The sequence below is a fragment of the Pseudorhodoferax sp. LjRoot39 genome, from assembly GCF_964253035.1.
In the GTDB taxonomy this organism is placed as follows: Bacteria; Pseudomonadota; Gammaproteobacteria; order Burkholderiales; family Burkholderiaceae_C; genus Pseudorhodoferax.
This window is the reverse complement of sequence record NZ_CAXUQL020000001.1, coordinates 3,682,575-3,699,433: the sequence shown is the minus strand read 5'-3', so window position 1 is coordinate 3,699,433 and position 16,859 is coordinate 3,682,575. Positions and strand designations below refer to the sequence as shown.

At 70.1% G+C, this 16,859-nt stretch carries 13 protein-coding genes; 11 read left to right on the top strand and 2 right to left on the bottom strand.

What is annotated here, in order from left to right; all coding sequences use genetic code 11:
- Positions 1 to 14: 14 nt before the first annotated feature.
- A complete protein-coding gene (locus ACSQ4M_RS17170) occupies positions 15 to 1,085 on the bottom strand; it encodes an ABC transporter ATP-binding protein (protein WP_436190643.1) in 1,071 nt (356 codons plus the stop codon).
- A 170-nt stretch (positions 1,086 to 1,255) separates the two neighbouring features.
- Here ACSQ4M_RS17170 and ACSQ4M_RS17165 point away from each other — a divergent pair, with 170 nt between their 5' ends.
- From ACSQ4M_RS17165 to ACSQ4M_RS17125, 9 genes are all read left to right on the top strand, one after another.
- The gene (locus ACSQ4M_RS17165) at positions 1,256 to 2,050 is read left to right on the top strand and encodes a FadR/GntR family transcriptional regulator (RefSeq protein WP_436190642.1); all 795 of its coding nucleotides are present in this window, start codon (positions 1,256 to 1,258) and stop codon (positions 2,048 to 2,050) included.
- Positions 2,047 to 3,063 carry a D-erythronate dehydrogenase gene (denD, locus tag ACSQ4M_RS17160; RefSeq protein ID WP_436190641.1) on the top strand — a complete coding sequence of 339 codons (1,017 nt, stop codon included), beginning with the start codon at positions 2,047 to 2,049 and terminating at the stop codon, positions 3,061 to 3,063. Before ACSQ4M_RS17165 ends, denD begins: the two co-directional genes overlap by 4 nt.
- 17 nt (positions 3,064 to 3,080) lie before the next feature.
- Positions 3,081 to 4,952, top strand: coding sequence for an IlvD/Edd family dehydratase (locus tag ACSQ4M_RS17155; RefSeq protein WP_436190640.1), 1,872 nt, complete (start codon positions 3,081 to 3,083; stop codon positions 4,950 to 4,952).
- Positions 4,953 to 5,102: 150 nt separating this feature from the next.
- Positions 5,103 to 7,061 (top strand): PhoX family protein, encoded by a 1,959-nt coding sequence (locus ACSQ4M_RS17150; RefSeq protein WP_436190639.1) that lies wholly within the window; start codon positions 5,103 to 5,105, stop codon positions 7,059 to 7,061.
- 140 nt (positions 7,062 to 7,201) lie between these two features.
- Complete coding sequence (locus ACSQ4M_RS17145) at positions 7,202 to 7,465, top strand: ribbon-helix-helix protein, CopG family (protein WP_436190638.1); 264 nt, start codon at positions 7,202 to 7,204, stop codon at positions 7,463 to 7,465.
- The gene (locus ACSQ4M_RS17140) at positions 7,466 to 7,954 is read left to right on the top strand and encodes a type II toxin-antitoxin system VapC family toxin (RefSeq protein ID WP_436190637.1); all 489 of its coding nucleotides are present in this window, start codon (positions 7,466 to 7,468) and stop codon (positions 7,952 to 7,954) included.
- A 78-nt stretch (positions 7,955 to 8,032) separates the two neighbouring features.
- Positions 8,033 to 9,064 (top strand): amino acid ABC transporter substrate-binding protein, encoded by a 1,032-nt coding sequence (locus ACSQ4M_RS17135; RefSeq protein WP_436190636.1) that lies wholly within the window; start codon positions 8,033 to 8,035, stop codon positions 9,062 to 9,064.
- Positions 9,065 to 9,332: 268 nt separating this feature from the next.
- Positions 9,333 to 10,322 (top strand): ABC transporter permease subunit, encoded by a 990-nt coding sequence (locus ACSQ4M_RS17130; protein WP_436190635.1) that lies wholly within the window; start codon positions 9,333 to 9,335, stop codon positions 10,320 to 10,322.
- A gap of 14 nt (positions 10,323 to 10,336) precedes the next feature.
- Positions 10,337 to 11,383: an amino acid ABC transporter permease gene (locus ACSQ4M_RS17125; protein WP_436190634.1), complete on the top strand. Its 1,047-nt coding sequence runs from the start codon at positions 10,337 to 10,339 to the stop codon at positions 11,381 to 11,383.
- Here the strand turns inward: ACSQ4M_RS17125 and ACSQ4M_RS17120 are convergent.
- Positions 11,329 to 12,966: a sigma-54 interaction domain-containing protein gene (locus tag ACSQ4M_RS17120; protein ID WP_436190633.1), complete on the bottom strand. Its 1,638-nt coding sequence runs from the start codon at positions 12,964 to 12,966 to the stop codon at positions 11,329 to 11,331. The genes ACSQ4M_RS17125 and ACSQ4M_RS17120 overlap by 55 nt on opposite strands.
- Before the next feature lie 114 nt (positions 12,967 to 13,080).
- Between ACSQ4M_RS17120 and ACSQ4M_RS17115 the strand changes: the two genes are divergently transcribed.
- Together ACSQ4M_RS17115 and ACSQ4M_RS17110 are read left to right on the top strand one after the other, a co-directional pair.
- The gene (locus ACSQ4M_RS17115) at positions 13,081 to 13,515 is read left to right on the top strand and encodes a PaaI family thioesterase (RefSeq protein WP_436190632.1); all 435 of its coding nucleotides are present in this window, start codon (positions 13,081 to 13,083) and stop codon (positions 13,513 to 13,515) included.
- A gap of 33 nt (positions 13,516 to 13,548) precedes the next feature.
- The gene (locus ACSQ4M_RS17110; RefSeq protein WP_436190631.1) at positions 13,549 to 16,857 is read left to right on the top strand and encodes a carboxyl transferase domain-containing protein; all 3,309 of its coding nucleotides are present in this window, start codon (positions 13,549 to 13,551) and stop codon (positions 16,855 to 16,857) included.
- The last annotated feature ends 2 nt before the right edge of the window (positions 16,858 to 16,859 follow it).

The following is a 16,859-nucleotide window of genomic DNA, read 5'->3' as shown; positions in this document are numbered from 1 at the left end:
TGGTCGGAAAAAGCTCATGCCACCAGCCGTTGGCCGGTGCCCGCGTCGAACAGATGGGCCCGCGCGAGATCGGGCTGCAGATGGATCAGCGTGCCGGGCGCGAAGTCGTGGCGCTCGCGGAACACGGCCGACAACTCGGCGCCCTCGTGCCGGCAGGCGACGAAGGTGTCCATGCCGGTGGGCTCCAGCACCGCCACCTTGGAGGGGATGCCGGTGTCGCCCAGCGTCAGGTGCTCGGGCCGGGTGCCGTAGACCACGCTCTGGCCGTCGCGGCCACCGCTGCCCAGCGGGGCCGCCAGCCGCGTGCCGTCGCGCAGTTCGACCTCGGCCGCGCCAGCGGCCTGGCGCAAGGTGCCGGGCAGGAAGTTCATCGCGGGCGAGCCGATGAAGCCGGCCACGAACTGGTTGGCCGGGCGGTCGTACAGCTCCAGCGGGCTGCCGGTCTGCTCGATGCGGCCATCGCGCATCACGACGATCTTGTCGCCCATGGTCATAGCCTCGATCTGGTCGTGCGTGACGTAGACCGAGGTGGTCTTCAGGCGCTGGTGCAGTTCCTTGATCTCGCTGCGCATGGCCACGCGCAGCTTGGCGTCCAGGTTGGACAGCGGCTCGTCGAACAAGAACACCTGCGGGTCGCGCACGATGGCCCGGCCCATGGCCACGCGCTGGCGCTGGCCACCCGAGAGCTGGCGCGGGTAGCGGTCCAGCAACGGCACCAGGGCCAGGATCTCGGCGGCGCGCTGCACCTTGGTGTCGATGGTGGCCTTGTCGGTCTTGGCCAGGGCCAGCGAGAAGGCCATGTTGTCGCGCACCGTCATGTGCGGGTACAGCGCGTAGTTCTGGAACACCATGGCGATGTCCCGCTCCTTGGGCGGCAGGTCGTTGACGCGCTTGTCGCCGATGCGGATCTCGCCGCCGTTGATCTGCTCCAGCCCCGCGATCATGCGCAGCAGCGTGGACTTGCCGCAGCCAGACGGCCCGACCAGGACGGTGAAGGATCCGTCCTGGATGTCGATGTCCACCCCGTGCAGGATGGGCACATCGCCGAAGTTCTTCTTCACACCCTGGATCGTGACGCTGGCCATGCGCTGCGCTCTGCTGTTGGTTGGGGGAACGAGCGCCCGTCGGACGCTCCGAAGCCCGCGCAGTATCGGCACACCGCCAGTGCTTGGCATCAGGGAAATCAGGTAGGCGAAAACCCGGCAATTTGTATGATGACCCGATTACAGTACAGCGCCTTTCAGAGCGTCCGAACGTGTTCAACCGTCTCGCCGTCCCCGCCCCGACCGCGGCCGAACCCCTGCGGCAGGAAGCGGATCGGCTGTCCGACCGGCTGGCCCACCGGCTGGCGCAGCAGATCGCCAGCGGTGCGCTGCAACCGGGCGCGCGGCTGCCCACCGAACAGCAACTGGCCCAGACCCATGGCATCTCGCGCACCGTGGTGCGCGAGGCCGTGCACCAGCTCAAGTCGCTGTCGCTGGTGGTCTCGCGCCAGGGCTCGGGCGTTTACGTGGCCCAGGCACCGGCGCACCAGCCCCTGGCCTTCGACCCGCGCGTGCTGGGCTCGGTGGATGCCGTGGTGCACGTGGTCGAGGTGCGCCGCGTGCTCGAAGGCGAGATCGCCGCGCTGGCGGCCGAGCGGGCCACGCGCAGCCAGATCGCCGGCATGCGCCGCCAGCTCAAGGCCATCGACGTGGCCGTGGACGAAGGCCGCGACGGTGTTGCCGAAGACCTGGGCTTTCACCGGCTGATCGGCGAGGCCACGGGCAACCCACAGTTCCGGCTGCTGCTGGGCTTCCTGGAACAGTACCTGCGCGAAGGCATGCGCATCACGCGCGGCAACGAGGCGCGCCGCACCGATTTCATGCAGGCCGTGCAGCAGGAACACCGCGCCATGGTCGATGCCATCGCGGCACGCGATCCGGCCGCTGCACGGCGTTGCGCGGTGGACCACATCCTGCACGGCGAACAGCGCCTGGTCGAAGGCGGCGTGATCGCCGGCCGGCGCAAGAAGAATTCCCAACCCCCCTCACAAGGACGACCCCCATGAAACTCCTGATCACCGGCGGCGGCGGCTTCGTCGGCGCGCGCCTGGCGCGCACGCTGCTCGCACGCGGCCAGCTCGACGGCCAACAGATCGAACGCCTGGTGCTGACCGACATCGCGCCGCCACCGGCCGACCTGCTGGCCGATGCGCGCGTGCAGGCGCGCACGGGCACGCTGCTGTCGCAGACCGAGGCCTTCCAGGGCGAGGACTTCGACGGCGTGTTCCACCTGGCCTCGGCCGTCTCGGGCGAGTGCGAACTCGACTTCGAGCTGGGCCTGCGCTCCAACCTGGACAGCACGCGCGCGCTGCTCGACGCGCTGCGCGCACGCACGGCCAAGACCGGCAAGGTGCCGCGTTTCGTGTTCTCCAGCTCGGTCGCCGTGTTCGGGCCCGACCCGTCCTTCGCCTGGCCCGGCACCGTGGCCGACGACACCCTGCCCGCGCCGCAGACCTCCTACGGCACGCACAAGCTGATGTGCGAGTACCTGATCGCCGACTACACGCGCAAGGGCTACCTGGACGGCCGCAGCGCGCGCCTGATGACGGTGACGGTGCGGCCCGGCAAGCCCAACGGCGCGGCCTCGTCGTTCTTCAGCGGCATCATCCGCGAGCCGCTGGCAGGCAGCGAATCGGTCTGCCCGGTGGACCCGGAGGTCTCGCACCCGATGTCCTCACCCTCGCAGACGGTGAACGGGCTCATCACGGTCTACGAGGCCACGCGCGAGCAGATGGGCGGCCGCCTGGCGCTGAACCTGCCGGGCCTGAACGTGCGCGTGGCCGACATGCTGGCCGCGCTGGAAGAGGTGGCCGGGCCCAAGGTGAGTGCACTGGTGCGCTTCGAGCGCGACGAGCGCATCGCCGGCATCGTGGCCAACTGGCCCAGCGGCGGTACGGCCAAGCGGGCAGAAAAGCTGGGCCTGAAGCCGTACAGCCAGTTCGCCGAGATCATCCGCGAATACATCGCCGATTGCCAGGCCGGCCCCAATGCCGACCAGACTCTCAAAGGCATGCAATGAGCAAGAAGGACACCACGATGAAAGCATCCGCCAGCGCGGCCAGCAAGGCTGAAGCCGCGAACGCGACCAAGCCGAAGAAGACAGCGAGAGCAGCGAAGTCCGCGAAGCCAGCCCAGCGCCTGCGCTCGCAGGCCTGGTTCGACAACCCGTCCAACGCCGACATGACGGCGCTCTACATCGAGCGCACGATGAACTTCGGCCTGTCGTTCGAGGAGCTGCAATCGGGCCGGCCCATCATCGGCATCGCCCAGACCGGCTCGGACATCGCGCCCTGCAACCGCCACCACATCGTGCTGGCCGAGCGTGTCAAGGAAGGCATCCGCGACGCGGGCGGCATCGCCTTCGAGTTTCCGATCCACCCGATCCAGGAGACCTGCAAGCGGCCCACGGCCTCGCTGGACCGCAACCTGCAATACCTCTCGCTGGTCGAGATCCTGTACGGCTACCCGATCGACGGCTGCGTGCTGACCACGGGCTGCGACAAGACCACGCCGGCCCAGCTCATGGCCGCGGCCACGGTGGACATTCCGGCCATCGCGCTCAACAGCGGCCCGATGCTGAACGGCTGGTTCCAGGGCGAGCGCACGGGCTCGGGCACCATCGTCTGGAAGGCGCGCGAACTCATGGCCGCGGGCGAGATCGGCTACCCCGAGTTCTTGAAGCTCGTGGCCTCGTCGGCGCCATCCACGGGCCACTGCAACACCATGGGCACGGCCTCCACCATGAACGCGCTGGCCGAGGCGCTGGGCATGACGCTGCCGGGCGCCGCCGCCATTCCCGCGCCCTACCGCGACCGCCAGGAGATGGCCTATCTCACGGGCAAACGCATCGTCGAGATGGTGCGCGAGGACTTGAAGCCCTCGGACATCATGACGCGCGCGGCCTTCGAGAACGCCATCGTCATCAACTCGGCCATCGGCGGCTCGACCAACGCACCGGTGCACCTGAACGCGATCGCCAAGCACATCGGCGTGCAGCTCGACAACGACGACTGGGAGAAGCACGGCTACAAGGTGCCGCTGATCGTGAACCTGCAGCCGGCCGGCACCTACCTGGCCGAGGACTACTACCGCGCCGGCGGCCTGCCCGCCGTGGTGGCCGAACTGATCGCCAAGGACAAGATCCAGCCCGCCATCACCGCCAACGGCAAGACGCTGATCGACAACTGCACGGGCAAGTTCAGCAGCGACCGCGACGTGATCCTGCCCTACGCCAAGCCGCTCAAGAAGGACGCCGGCTTCCTGAACTTCAAGGGCAACCTGTTCGACTCGGCGATCATGAAGACCAGCGTGATCACGCCCGAGTTCCGCCAGCGCTACCTGGAGAACGCGGCCGATCCGATGGCCTTCGAAGGCCCGGCCGTGGTGTTCGACGGCCCCGAGGACTACCACGCGCGCATCGACGATCCCAAGCTCAAGATCACGGGCGAGAGCGTGCTGTTCATGCGTGGCGTGGGTCCCGTGGGCTACCCCGGCGCGGCCGAGGTCGTCAACATGCGTGCGCCGAGCTATTTGCTCAAGAAGGGCGTCACGGCCCTGCCCTGCATCGGCGACGGCCGGCAGTCGGGGACCTCGGGCTCGCCGTCGATCCTGAACGCCTCGCCCGAGGCCGCGACGGGTGGCAATCTGGCGCTGCTGCGCACTGGCGACCGCGTGCGCATCGACCTCAAGAAGCGGCGTGCCGACATGCTGGTGTCCGACGAGGAACTGGCCAAGCGGCGTGCAGCGCTGGAGGCCCAGGGCGGCTACCAGTTCCCGCCGAGCCAGACCCCGTGGCAGGAGATCCAGCGCGCGGTGGTCGGCGAACTCGCAGACGGCATGGTGCTCAAGCCGGCCGTGAAGTACCAGAAGATCCACGCCACCTTCGGCGTGCCGCGCGACAACCACTGAGCACGCTCCAGGCCGGCGCCCCGCGCGCCGGCCGGCGTCACGACGCTGTAACAACACTGTCATCGGTCGATCCTAGGATCGCGGCGCGCTGCATGGCATCTGCCATCGCGTTCCCATCCAAAACAACAGGCTCCCGTGGAGCCCAGACCGATGTCCAACCTCCCTACGACTCCCGTCCAGTCACGCCGCCGCATCCTCCAGTTGCTGGCCGGCGCCCCCATGCTGCCGCTGGGTACCGGTGGCCTGCTCGCCTCCACGCTCGCCGCCTGCGGCGGCGGTGACGACGATGAACTGCGCTTCGCCTCCGCCCAATTCACGGGCATGGCCGCGCCCGCGGCCAGCAACCCGGCCGCGCTGGCCAGCACCACCGTGGGCTCCAGCCTCAAGGTGAGCTACGGCAACGGCACCAGCACCACCTACCAGTTGGCTTACCAGCCCTTCTTCCTGACGGGCCAGCAGGTCACGAGCACCAGCGGCGCCAAGGTCGTCGCCGGCGGCTACTACGACATCAACAACCAGCCCATCATCGACAAGAGCGTGCCGGGCCAGGAACGCCAGTTCTTCTCCGACTGCCCGGACGGCACCTCGCTGCTGACGGTGGCGGGCGCGCCGGCCAACACGGTGTTCGCCGTGGTCCAGTTCGAGTACACGACGGCCGACCTGTCCGGTGCCAGCGCCTACGGCACGCTGCCCTCGCCCATCGCCGTGCTGACGCTCCAGCAGGATCCGGCCAACGGCCACCTGAGCCTGTCCAAGTACCACAACGTCGACACCTCGTCCGTGCACGGCCTGTGGATCACCTGCGGCGCCAGCCTGTCGCCCTGGGGCACGCACCTGTCCAGCGAAGAGTACGAGCCCGATGCCTTCAACCAGGGTCTGGCCGGCCAGTCCCTGGCCACGCTCAAGGCCTACAGCAAGAACGTCTACGGCAACGAGACCAGCGCGAAGGCCTACAACTACGGCCACCTGCCCGAGGTCACGGTCAAGGCCGACGGCACGGCCACGATCAAGAAGCACTTCTGCCTGGGCCGCATCTCGCACGAGCTGATCCACGTGCTGCCCGACGAGCGCACCGCGCTGATGGGCGACGACGCCACCAACGGCGGCTTCTTCATGTTCGTGGCCGACAAGGCCAAGGATCTGTCCGCCGGCACGCTGTACGTGGCCAAGTACCTGGACAAGCTGACCGACACCTCGACCGCCAGGATCCAGTGGATCAAGCTGGGCCACGCCACGAGCAAGGAGATCGAGGATCTCGTGAACGTGAGCAACATCCAGCCCACCGACATCATGGACTCGACGACGACCGACCCGGGCGACGCGAGCTACACCAAGATCGTGCTGAACAAGAAGACCGCCTGGGTGCGCCTGAAGGCCGGCCAGGAGAAGGCCGCAGCCTTCCTGGAGACGCACCGCTACGCAGCCCTGATGGGCGGCAGCATGGCCTTCACCAAGATGGAGGGCACGACCGCCAACGCCAAGGACAAGGTCGCCTACTCGGCCCTGGCCAACATCCAGGATTCCATGGTCGTGGGCGGCTCGGGCTATGTGGAAGCCAACAACGTGGCCTTCCCGAAGATCACGGCCGGCGGCATCCTGGCGCACGACATGGCCGCCGGGCAGAAGGACAAGAAGGGCGATGCGATCAACAGCGAATGGGTGCCGACGCAATCGCGCCTGCTGCTGCGCGGCGAGGACATCGCGGCCGACAGCCTGGGCAACACCGCCAACCCGGCCAAGGTCGCCAGCCCCGACAACCTCAAGTTCTCCGAGAAGCTGCGGACCTTGTTCATCGGCGAGGACAGCGGCAACCACCTGAACAACTTCCTTTGGGCCTACAACGTCGACACCAAGGCGCTGGAGCGGCTGCTGTCGTGCCCGGCCGGCGCCGAATCGACCGGCCTGCACGCGGTGGACGAGATCAACGGCTGGACCTACATCATGAGCAATTTCCAGCACGCCGGTGACGAGTGGAACCGCTTCCCGGCACTGGACGCCACGCTGAAGAACCAGATCGACGCGCTCATCAACACCAACTACGACAACAAGCACAGCGCCGCCGTCGGCTACCTGACGGCCACGCCGCTGCAGCCCAAGCTGGGCGACTGAGGAACGGCGCCCGCGGGCGCTGGCACCCAAGGCCTGTTCCGGCGTCCGCCGGCACAGGCCTTTTTGCCATGGTGGGGCCCTGGTTGACGTGCTGCGGCATTGAAAATACCATCGGTATTACGAAAAGCGAGGGAACGTCCATGACCGTCACCATCAAGCTCGAAGCCACGCTGGAGGAGCGCTTGCGCCAGCGCGCTGCCAGCACCGGCCGCAGCACCAGCGATGTGGTGCGCGCGGCCTTGCAGGCCTACCTGGCGCAGTCCGACGCCGAATCACCGCGCTCAGCCTATGCGCTGGGCGAAGACCTGTTCGGCCGCCACCAGGGGCCGGCCGACCTGGCCCAGCGCCGCAAACAGCATGCCGGCGATGCATGGGCCGCGCGGCATGCTGCGCGCGGCAGCTGAATGGCCACGCGCAAGACCGGCGCAGCATTGGAAGTCCGCGAGCCCTCCGCGCCCTGGCTGGCCCATGCCGGCACCGTGCTGGTCGACAGCGGGCCGCTGACCGCGCTGTTCAATGGCGCCGACCGTTGGCACGCCCCGGTGCGCGCCTGGCTGCAGGCCAACCCCGCCGCCAGGCTGGTCACCACCTGGTGCGTGGCCACCGAGGTCTGCGCGCTGCTGGCGCGGCGCATCCACAACGACTGCGCGCTCGACTTCCTGCGCTGGGCGCAACGCGGCGCCATCGCGCTGGACCGCGCCGCCGAAGGCGCGCTGACCGAGGTACTGCGCCTGTCCGAGCGCTTCGCCGACCTGCCGTTCGACCTGGCCGATGCCTCCATCGCCGAGGCCGCCGCGCGCCTGAAGCTGCGGCACATCCTGTCGATCGACGCCGATTTCGACGTCTACCGCGACCGCGCGGGCCGGCCGCTCGTGAACCTGCTGCGGCGCTGATTCTTCGCCCCACGTAAACTGCCGCGCGACCCGGCCGGCAGCGCCGCCGGCCCTTCCCATTCGACGAGGAAACCACTGATGCGCAAGAACCACTCCGTGGCCCTGGCGGCCGGCGCCCTGCTGCTGGCCCTGGCCTCCACCACCGCCCAGGCCGGCAAGACGCTGGATGCCGTCAAGGCGCGCGGCACCGTCAAGTGCGGCGTGACCAACGGCGTGGCCGGCTTCTCGGCCCCCGACACCCAGGGCAACTGGTCGGGCCTGGATGTGGACACCTGCCGCGCCATCGCCGCCGCCGTGCTGGGCGATGCGAAGAAGGCCGAGTTCGTGCCGCTGAACTCGCAGCAGCGCTTTGCCGCGCTGCAGGCCGGCGAGGTCGACATCCTCACGCGCAACACCACCTGGAACCTCACGCGCGACGCATCCCTGGGCCTGAACTTCACGACCATCAACTACTACGACGGCCAGGGCTTCCTGGTGCCCAAGAAGATCAAGGTCACGAGCGCCAAGCAACTCAAGGGCGCGACCATCTGCACCCAGGCCGGCACCACCAACGAGAAGAACGTGGCCGAGTGGTCCAAGGCCCAGGGCATCCCGGTCAAGACCGTCGTGTTCGAGAGCTTCGAGGCCTCCTTCAAGGCCTTCTTCTCAGGCCGCTGCCAGGCCTTCACGACCGACACCTCGGCGCTGGCGGGCCTGCGCAACAAGGAAGCGCCGAACCCCGACGACTACCTCATCCTGCCCGACCTGATCTCCAAGGAGCCGCTGGCCCCGGCCGTCAAGCGCGGCGACGACGAATGGTTCGCCATCGTCAAGTGGGTGCCCAATGCGCTGATCGAGGCCGAGGAGCTGGGCATCACCCAGGCCAACATCGACCAGCTGCGCAGCAACAGCAAGGACCCGGCCCAGCAACGCCTGATCGGCACGGGCGACGACCTGGGCAAGCTGCTGGGGCTGGACAAGGACTGGTCCTACCACGCCATCAAGGCCGTGGGCAACCACGGTGAGATGTTCGAGCGCAACGTGGGCCCCAAGTCGGCCCTGCAGCTGCCGCGTGGCGTCAACAACCTGTGGAGCAAGGGCGGCCTGCTGTACGCCATGCCGGTGAAGTGAGCCCACCCCGTTTGAATGGCTCACTTCGTGTAGCCATTCCATCCCCCTCCAGGGGCCGAGGGCTGCGGCTCCAAGCCTGCCTGCGCAGGCTTGGACAGCCCGAGGAAGCAGTGCCTCTGGCACTGCTGCGGCCTGCAAGGCACGCCAGCAGCCGGGCAGAGCCCGTTCCGCGGCGTCTGCTGGCACGGCCTGCTCCGCGGCCTCTCGAACTGCTTCCATTGAACCGTTGCTGGCGGACACTGCCGTCGTGTCGTACAACGAACGGTTGATGAAGCCCGCGCGGGTCAACGCGCCCGCAGCGCTGTGGGCGCTGCTGGCGTTCGCGGTCGCGGCCGGCGCGCTCTGGCTGCTGCGTGGCGTGCCCGGCGTCGCCACGCTGTGGGCCTGGCTGGGCGCGCAGTTCGGCTTCCTGCAGCAGCCGGCCGGCTTCGGCATCGCCGAAGGCTGGCTGGCCTTCGACTCGGGCGACAGCTATACGCGCGCCTTCGCGGCCGGCCTGGTCAACACCGTGCGCGCGGCCGTTCCGGCGGCCGTGCTGGCGGTGCTGCTGGGAACCCTGCTGGGCATCGGCCGGCTGACCTCGCACCTGCTCGTGCGCGCGCTCTGCACGGCCTATGTGGAGACGCTGCGCAACGTGCCGCTGCTGGTGCAGCTGTTGATGCTGTACTTCGCGCTCACGCACCTCTTGCCCGACTCCACCGAGCCCGTGCAGCTGCTGCCGGGCTGGTGGCTCAGCAAGGGCGGGCTGTCGCTGCCCTGGCCCGTGCGCGAGGACGGCGCGTTCTGGCCCAGCCGGCTGGACTGGCCCGAGCCCACGGCCTTCAACGTGATCGGCGGTGCCGCGCTGAGCCCCGAATACCTCACCATCGTGCTGGGCCTGAGCCTCTACACGGCGGCCTTCGTGGCCGAGATCGTGCGTGCCGGCATCGGCTCGGTCGCCGTCGGCCAGAAGCTCGCCGCACAGGCCCTGGGCATGCAGCCGGGCCAGCAGCTGCGCATCGTGGTGCTGCCGCAGGCACTGCGCGTGATCGTGCCGGCGCTGACCAACCAGCTGCTGAGCCTGGTCAAGAATTCCTCGCTGGCCGTGGCCGTGGGCTACCCGGAGCTGGTGTCGGTGGCCAACACCTCGCTGAACTCCACGGGCCGGGCCTTCGAGTGCATCGCCATCGTGATGGCGGTCTACCTCGTGCTCTCGCTGCTGATCTCGGCCGCGATGAACGTCTACAACGCGCGCGTGGCGCTGCGGGGTTGGCGGTGAGCGGGGCAGGCGCCATGAACGGCTGGAAGGCCGAACTGTTCGGCTCGCCGGCGCGTGCACTGCTCACGGCCGTGCTGCTCACGCTGCTGGCCTGGGCCGGCTGGCATGCGCTGGACTGGGCGCTGCTGCAGGCCGTCTTCCGGCCCGACGCCGCGGCCTGCCGCGCGCGCGAGCACGGCGCCTGCTGGGGCGTGGTGGCCGAGAAATGGCGGCCGCTGCTGTTCGGCCGCTACCCGTTCGAGGAACAGTGGCGCCCGGCCCTGGCCACGGTGCTGCTGGCCGGCACCACGCTGCTGTCGGCCTGGCCGCGCAGCTGGCGCTGGTGGCTGGCGCCCCTGTGGCTGGCGGTGCTGGCACTGACCGTGCTGTTGATGGGCGGCGGCGCACTGGGCCTGGCCGACGTGCCGACCAACCGCTGGGGTGGTCTGCCGCTGACCATCGGCCTGGCCGTGGTCGGCCTGGCGCTGGCCTTCCCGCTCGCCCTGGTGCTGGCCCTGGCGCGGCGCGCGTCCTGGTGGCCGGCGCGCGCGCTCTCGGCCGGCACCATCGAACTGGTGCGCGGCGTGCCGCTGATCTCGGTGCTGTTCATGGCCTCCTACCTCTTGCCGCTGCTGTGGCCGGCCGGCTGGCGGCCCGACGTGCTGCTGCGCGTGCTGGCCGGGCTGGCGCTGTTCGTGGCGGCCTACCTGGCCGAGATCATCCGCGGCGGCCTGCAGGCCGTGCCCAGCGGCCAGGTCGACGCGGCCATGGCCATGGGCTTCTCGCGCTGGCAGGTGCAGCGCCACATCGTGCTGCCGCAGGCGCTGCGCATGGTGGTGCCGGCGCTGACCAACAACGCCGTGGGTACGCTCAAGGACACCTCGCTCGTGACCATCGTCGGCCTGTTCGAGCTGACCGGGGCGCTGAGCCTGGCGCTGGGCGGCGACCCGACCTGGCGCCCCTTCTACCTGGAAGGCTACCTGTTCGTCGCGCTCGTGTACTGGTGCCTGTGCTTCGGGCTGTCGCGCTACAGCGCCTGGCTGGAGCGGCGGCTGGCCGCGGACTCGCCCAACAGCTTGTAGAGGTAGGAGCGCGAGATGCCGAGCCGCTCGGCCGCGCGCTTCTTGTTGCCGCCGCAGTCGGCCAGCGTCTGCAGCGCAGCCGTGCGCTCGTGGTCCTTGAGCCGCGCAGGCTCCGCGCGCCTTGGCGCGGCTTCGGCCTGCAGCGGCGCGCCGCGGCAGAACGCCTCCAGCGTGAGCCGCTCGGGTGGCGAGAACACCAACGCCTCCTCGATGCGGTGGCGCAGTTGGCGCAGGTTGCCGGGCCAGGGCTGGTCTGCCAGATGGCGCGCCACGCCCGCGTCGATCTGCGGCACGGCGCGGCGGTTGCGCAGGCAGAACGCCTCGACGAAGTGCGCCAGCAGCGCGGGGATGTCTTCCAGCCGCTGGCGCAGCGGCGGCACCTGCAGCGTCACGCCGCTGATGCGGTAGAACAGGTCGTGGCGGAAGGTGCCACCGTCGACCAGGGCCGCCATGTCACGGTGCGTGGCCGACACCAGCCGAAAGCTCAGGCGTTTGGCGGCATGGCTGCCCAGCCGCTCGGCCACGCGTTCTTCCAGCACACGCAGCAGCTTGATCTGCACGTCCAGCGGGATGTCGCCGACCTCGTCGAGGAACAACGTGCCCTCGTTGGCCATCTCGAACTTGCCGGGTCGGCCCTGTTTGGCGCTGCCCGTGAAGGCGCCGGCCGCGTGGCCGAAGAGTTCGGACTCCACCAGGCTGCCGGGCACGGCCGCGAGGTTCAGGCTGACCAGGGCCTGGCCGGGCCGGCCCAGCGCATGGATGGCGCGCACCACGAGTTCCTTGCCGGTGCCGCTCTCGCCCTGCACGAGCACGGGCACGTCGAGCCGGGCCACGGCCTGCACCTCCTGGCGCAGCCGCTGCATGGCCTGGCTGTCGCCCACGAGCTCGGCCACGGCGCCACGCGTCTCGCGCAGGCCGTCGAGTTCGCGGCGGTAGAACTCCAGCTGCGTGCGCAGCTGCTGCATCTCCGCCGCCATCTGGGCCACGGCCTCGGTGTCGCGGAACATGACCTGGCCCACCGCGCCGATGACCTGGCCATCACGCCGCACCGGCCGCCGGTTCACCACGCGCGTGACGGCGTTGCCAAAGGACAGCGGCTGGCCGATCTCGGCCTTGCCCGACGCGACCACGGCGCGCAGGCGCGAGTTGCGGATCACCTGCTCCACGGGCTTGCCCGCGCCACCACCGGGCGGCAGGCCCAGGAATTTCTCGTGCACCGGGCTCACGTAGCGCATGGTGCCGGTGTGGTCGGCCACGGTGATGCCCTGGTAGGGGTCGGACAGGATCTGTTCGAAGATGTCGAAGGCGAAGGGCACGGCCGCGACGAAGTCCAGCAGCGTGCTGCCGCTGTCCGCCGGGCGCAGCAGCACGATCTCCAGGCCGTCCGCGCGCAGCGCGGTGGCGATGCCCGGGCCCATGGGCAGGGGCAGTTCGAACAGCGTCCGGTCGCCCGCGCGGGCGAGTGCCGCCGCCAGCGCCTGCTGCACGGCCGCACCGGCCGCCAGGCCCAGCGCCGCAACCACGGCACCCTGGCGCCGCACGAACACGCCCAGGGGCGCGCTGGAAATCTGTTCTTCAGGCATACACGGCAGACACAGCAAGGACAGAGAACTGTAGCCAGCAACGACACTTTCGCGAGCAACACGGGCGACAGTGCCGCCTGGACGCCCTGGCACGGTCGCTGCAATGCCGGATGCATGACAAGTCCCCCGCCCTCTTCGCCCCCGTCTTCCGACGCGATCAGCTACTTCGGCATCGAAGTGCCGTTCATGCAGCACATCGGCCTGCGCCCGCTGCTGCTGGACCAGGACCGCTGCCACACCTTGCTGGCCATGCGGCCCGATCTCGTCAACAGCCGCGGCGACATCCATGGCGGCACGCTCATGAGCGCGTTCGACTTCACGCTGAGCGGGGCCGCGCGCGCCCACGACCCCGAGCGCCTGGGCGTGATCACGGTGGACATGACCACCCACTTCTACGAACCGGCGCGCACCGACCTCACCGTGATCGGCCGCTGCACGCGGCGCGGCAGGTCGCTGGCCTTCTGCGAGGGCGAGATCGTCGACACGGCCGGTACCGTGGTGGCGGTCGCGCGCGCCGTCTTCAAGCTGGTCGTGCGCCAGAGCGCCTGACCTGACCCCGTCACAACAACACCGGAGACTCTCTTGAACAAACTGCTCATCGCCAACCGCGGCGAGATCGCGCTGCGCGTGCTGCGCGCCGCGCGCGACCTCGGCATCGCCAGCGTGGCCGTCTATTCGCAGGACGACGCCGCCGCGCGCCACCGCCTGCTGGCCGACGAGGCCCACGCGCTGGCCGCCAGCGGCCCGGCCGCCTACATCGACATCGCCGCCATGCTGGCCGCTGCCCGGGCCACGGGCTGCGATGCCGTGCATCCGGGCTACGGCTTTTTGAGCGAGCGCGCCGACTTCGCCCAGGCCTGCGCGGATGCCGGCATCCGTTTCGTCGGCCCCACGGTGGAGCAGCTCGCGCTGTTCGGCGACAAGGGCCGCGCGCTGGCCCTCGCCCGCAGCTGCGATGTTCCCGTGATGCCCGCCACGGCCGGCGCGGCCTCGCTGGATGAGATTTCCGCCTTCTTCGATGCGCAAGGCGGCACCGGCATCGTGATCAAGGCCGTGGGCGGCGGCGGCGGGCGCGGCATGCGCGTGGTGAACCGGCGCGAAGACCTGGAACAGGCCTACGCGCGCTGCCGCTCCGAGGCCGCCAGCGCCTTCGGCGTGGACGCGCTCTATGCCGAGCGGCTGGTGGCCCGCGCGCGCCACATCGAGGTGCAGATCGCTGGCGACGGCGAACAGGTCGTGGCACTGGGCGAGCGTGATTGCACGCTGCAGCGGCGCTTTCAGAAGCTCGTGGAGATCGCGCCAAGCCCGGTGCTCGATGCCGCGCTGCGCGAGCGCATCGTCAACGCCGCGCGGCTCCTGGCCAAGCGCGTGCAGTACCAGAGCCTGGGCACCTTCGAATTCCTGGTCGAGGAGAACGCAGCCGGCCAACAAACCGGCTTCGTCTTCATCGAGGCCAACCCGCGGCTGCAGGTCGAGCACACCGTCACCGAGCAGGTCACGGGCGTGGACCTGGTGGCGGTGCAGCTGGGCCTGGCGGGCGGCCGCAGCCTGCGCGAACTGGGCCTGGACCCGGCCGCGCCGCCACAGCCGCGCGGCTTCGCGATCCAGGTGCGTGTGAACGCCGAAGCCAGCGACGCCCAGGGCCAGGCCCGGCCCGCGCACGGCCGGCTCGAGCGCTTCGAGCTGCCGGCCGGCCCGGACGTGCGCGTGGACACGCACGGTGCCACTGGCTACGCGCCACCGCCCAGCTTCGACACCTTGCTGGCCAAGCTCATCGTGACCAGCCAGAGCGCCCAGTTCGGCGACGCGGTGCGGCGGCTGCAGCGCAGCCTGGCGGAGTTCCGCATCGCCGGCATCGCAACCAACCTGGACCTGCTGCGCGCCCTCGTGGCCCGCCCCGACTTCGCCGCGCAGCAAGTGCACACGCGCCACTTCGAGGCCATTGCGCCCGAGCTGCTGGCGGCGGCCGCCACCATCGCCGAGGCCGAACGCGCACGTGATGCCGCGCTGGGCCTGGCAACGGCCGCCACGCCCGTGGCCGCCGCAGCCGCCGAGCAGGCCGCGCCCGCCGGCCTGCTCGCCGTGCGTGCACCGCTCAGCGGCCGCGTGGTCGAGCTGTCGGTGGCGGCCGGCGCCCTTGTGCAGCCGGGCCAGACCGTGGCCGTGCTCGACGCCATGAAGATGGAACACAGCGTCGCCGCCACGGCCAGCGGCCGCGTGCTGGCGGTGCAACTGGCGCCCGGCGCGCAGGCGGCCGAGGGCCAGATCCTGGTGCTGCTGGAACCTGTCGAAGGCGATGCTGCCGCAGTCCAGGCGACCGAGGCCATCGACCCCGCCGCCATCCGCCCCGACCTGCAGCGCGTGCTCGACCGACACGCCCCGCTCTACGACGCGGCCCGCCCCGAGGCCGTGGCCCGCCGGCGCGCACGCGGCCAGCGGACGGCACGCGAGAACCTCGCCGACCTCGTCGACGCCGACAGCTTCGTGGAGTACGGCGCGCTCGCGCTGGCGGCCCAGGCCAGCCGCCGCAGCCAGGCCGACCTGATCGCCAACACGCCGGCCGACGGCCTCATCACCGGCATCGGCAGCATCAACGGCGCGCTCGTCGACCAGGGCCGTGCGCAGAGTGCCGTGATGGCCTACGACGCCACCGTGCTGGCCGGCACCCAGGGCAAGCGCAACCACATCAAGACCGACCGCATCGTCGAGGTGGCGCTGCGCGACGAGATACCGCTCGTGCTGCTGGCCGAAGGCGGCGGCGGCCGGCCCGGCGACGTGGACTTCCCCTCCGTCTCGGGCCTGTACCAGCCCTCGTTCGCGGCCTTTGCCGATCTGTCGGGCCAGGTGCCCGTGATCGGCGTGGTGTCGGGCCGTTGCTTCGCGGGCAACGCGGCCTTCCTGGGCTGCTGCGACGTGGTCATCGCCGACCGCTCGGCCAACATCGGCATGGCCGGCCCCGCCATGATCGAGGGTGGCGGCCTGGGCGTCTACAAGCCCGAGGACGTGGGACCGGCGGCCGTGCAGTACGCCAACGGCGTGATCGACGTGCTGGTCGACAACGAGGCCCAGGCCGTGCAGGCGGCCAAGCACTACCTGTCGATGTTCCAGGGTCCGCTGAAGCAGTGGAGCGCGCCCGATCCGCTGCAGCTGCGCCAGGTCGTGCCCGAGAACCGGCTGCGCGTGTACGACACGCGCCGCGCCATCGAGGGCATCGCCGACAGCGGCAGCATGCTGGTGCTGCGCGGCGGCTTCGGCCTGGGCATCCACACCGCGCTGGCCCGCGTGGAAGGCCAGCCCGTGGGCATCATGGCCAACAACCCGCACCACCTGGGCGGCGCCATCGACGCCGACGCGGCCGACAAGGCGGCGCGCTTCATGCAGCTGTGCGATGCGCACGGCCTGCCCATCGTCTCGCTGATCGACACGCCCGGCTTCATGGTCGGCCCCGAGGTCGAGGCCCGGGCCCAGGTGCGCCATGTCTCGCGCATGTTCCTGGTCGCGGCCAAGCTGCGCGTGGCCCTGCTGGCCGTGACACTGCGCAAGGGCTACGGCCTGGGCGCCATGGCCATGGCCGGCGGCGGCTTTCGCTCGGCCAGCTTCACGGTCTCCTGGCCCACGGGCGAGTTCGGGCCCATGGGGCTGGAAGGCGCGATCACGCTGGGCTTCAAGAAGGAGCTCCAGGCCGTACCCGATGGCCCGGAGCGGCGTGCGCTGTACGACAGCCTGGTGGCCCAGGCCTACGAGCGCGGCCACGCGATCTCGACCGCCGCGGCCGTGGAGATCGACGCCGTGATCGACCCGGCGCAGACGCGCCAGTGGATCGCCACGGGCATCGCCTCGGCCGCGCTGCGCGGCCAGCGCGCGCGCCGCGGCTTCGTGGACGCCTGGTGAGC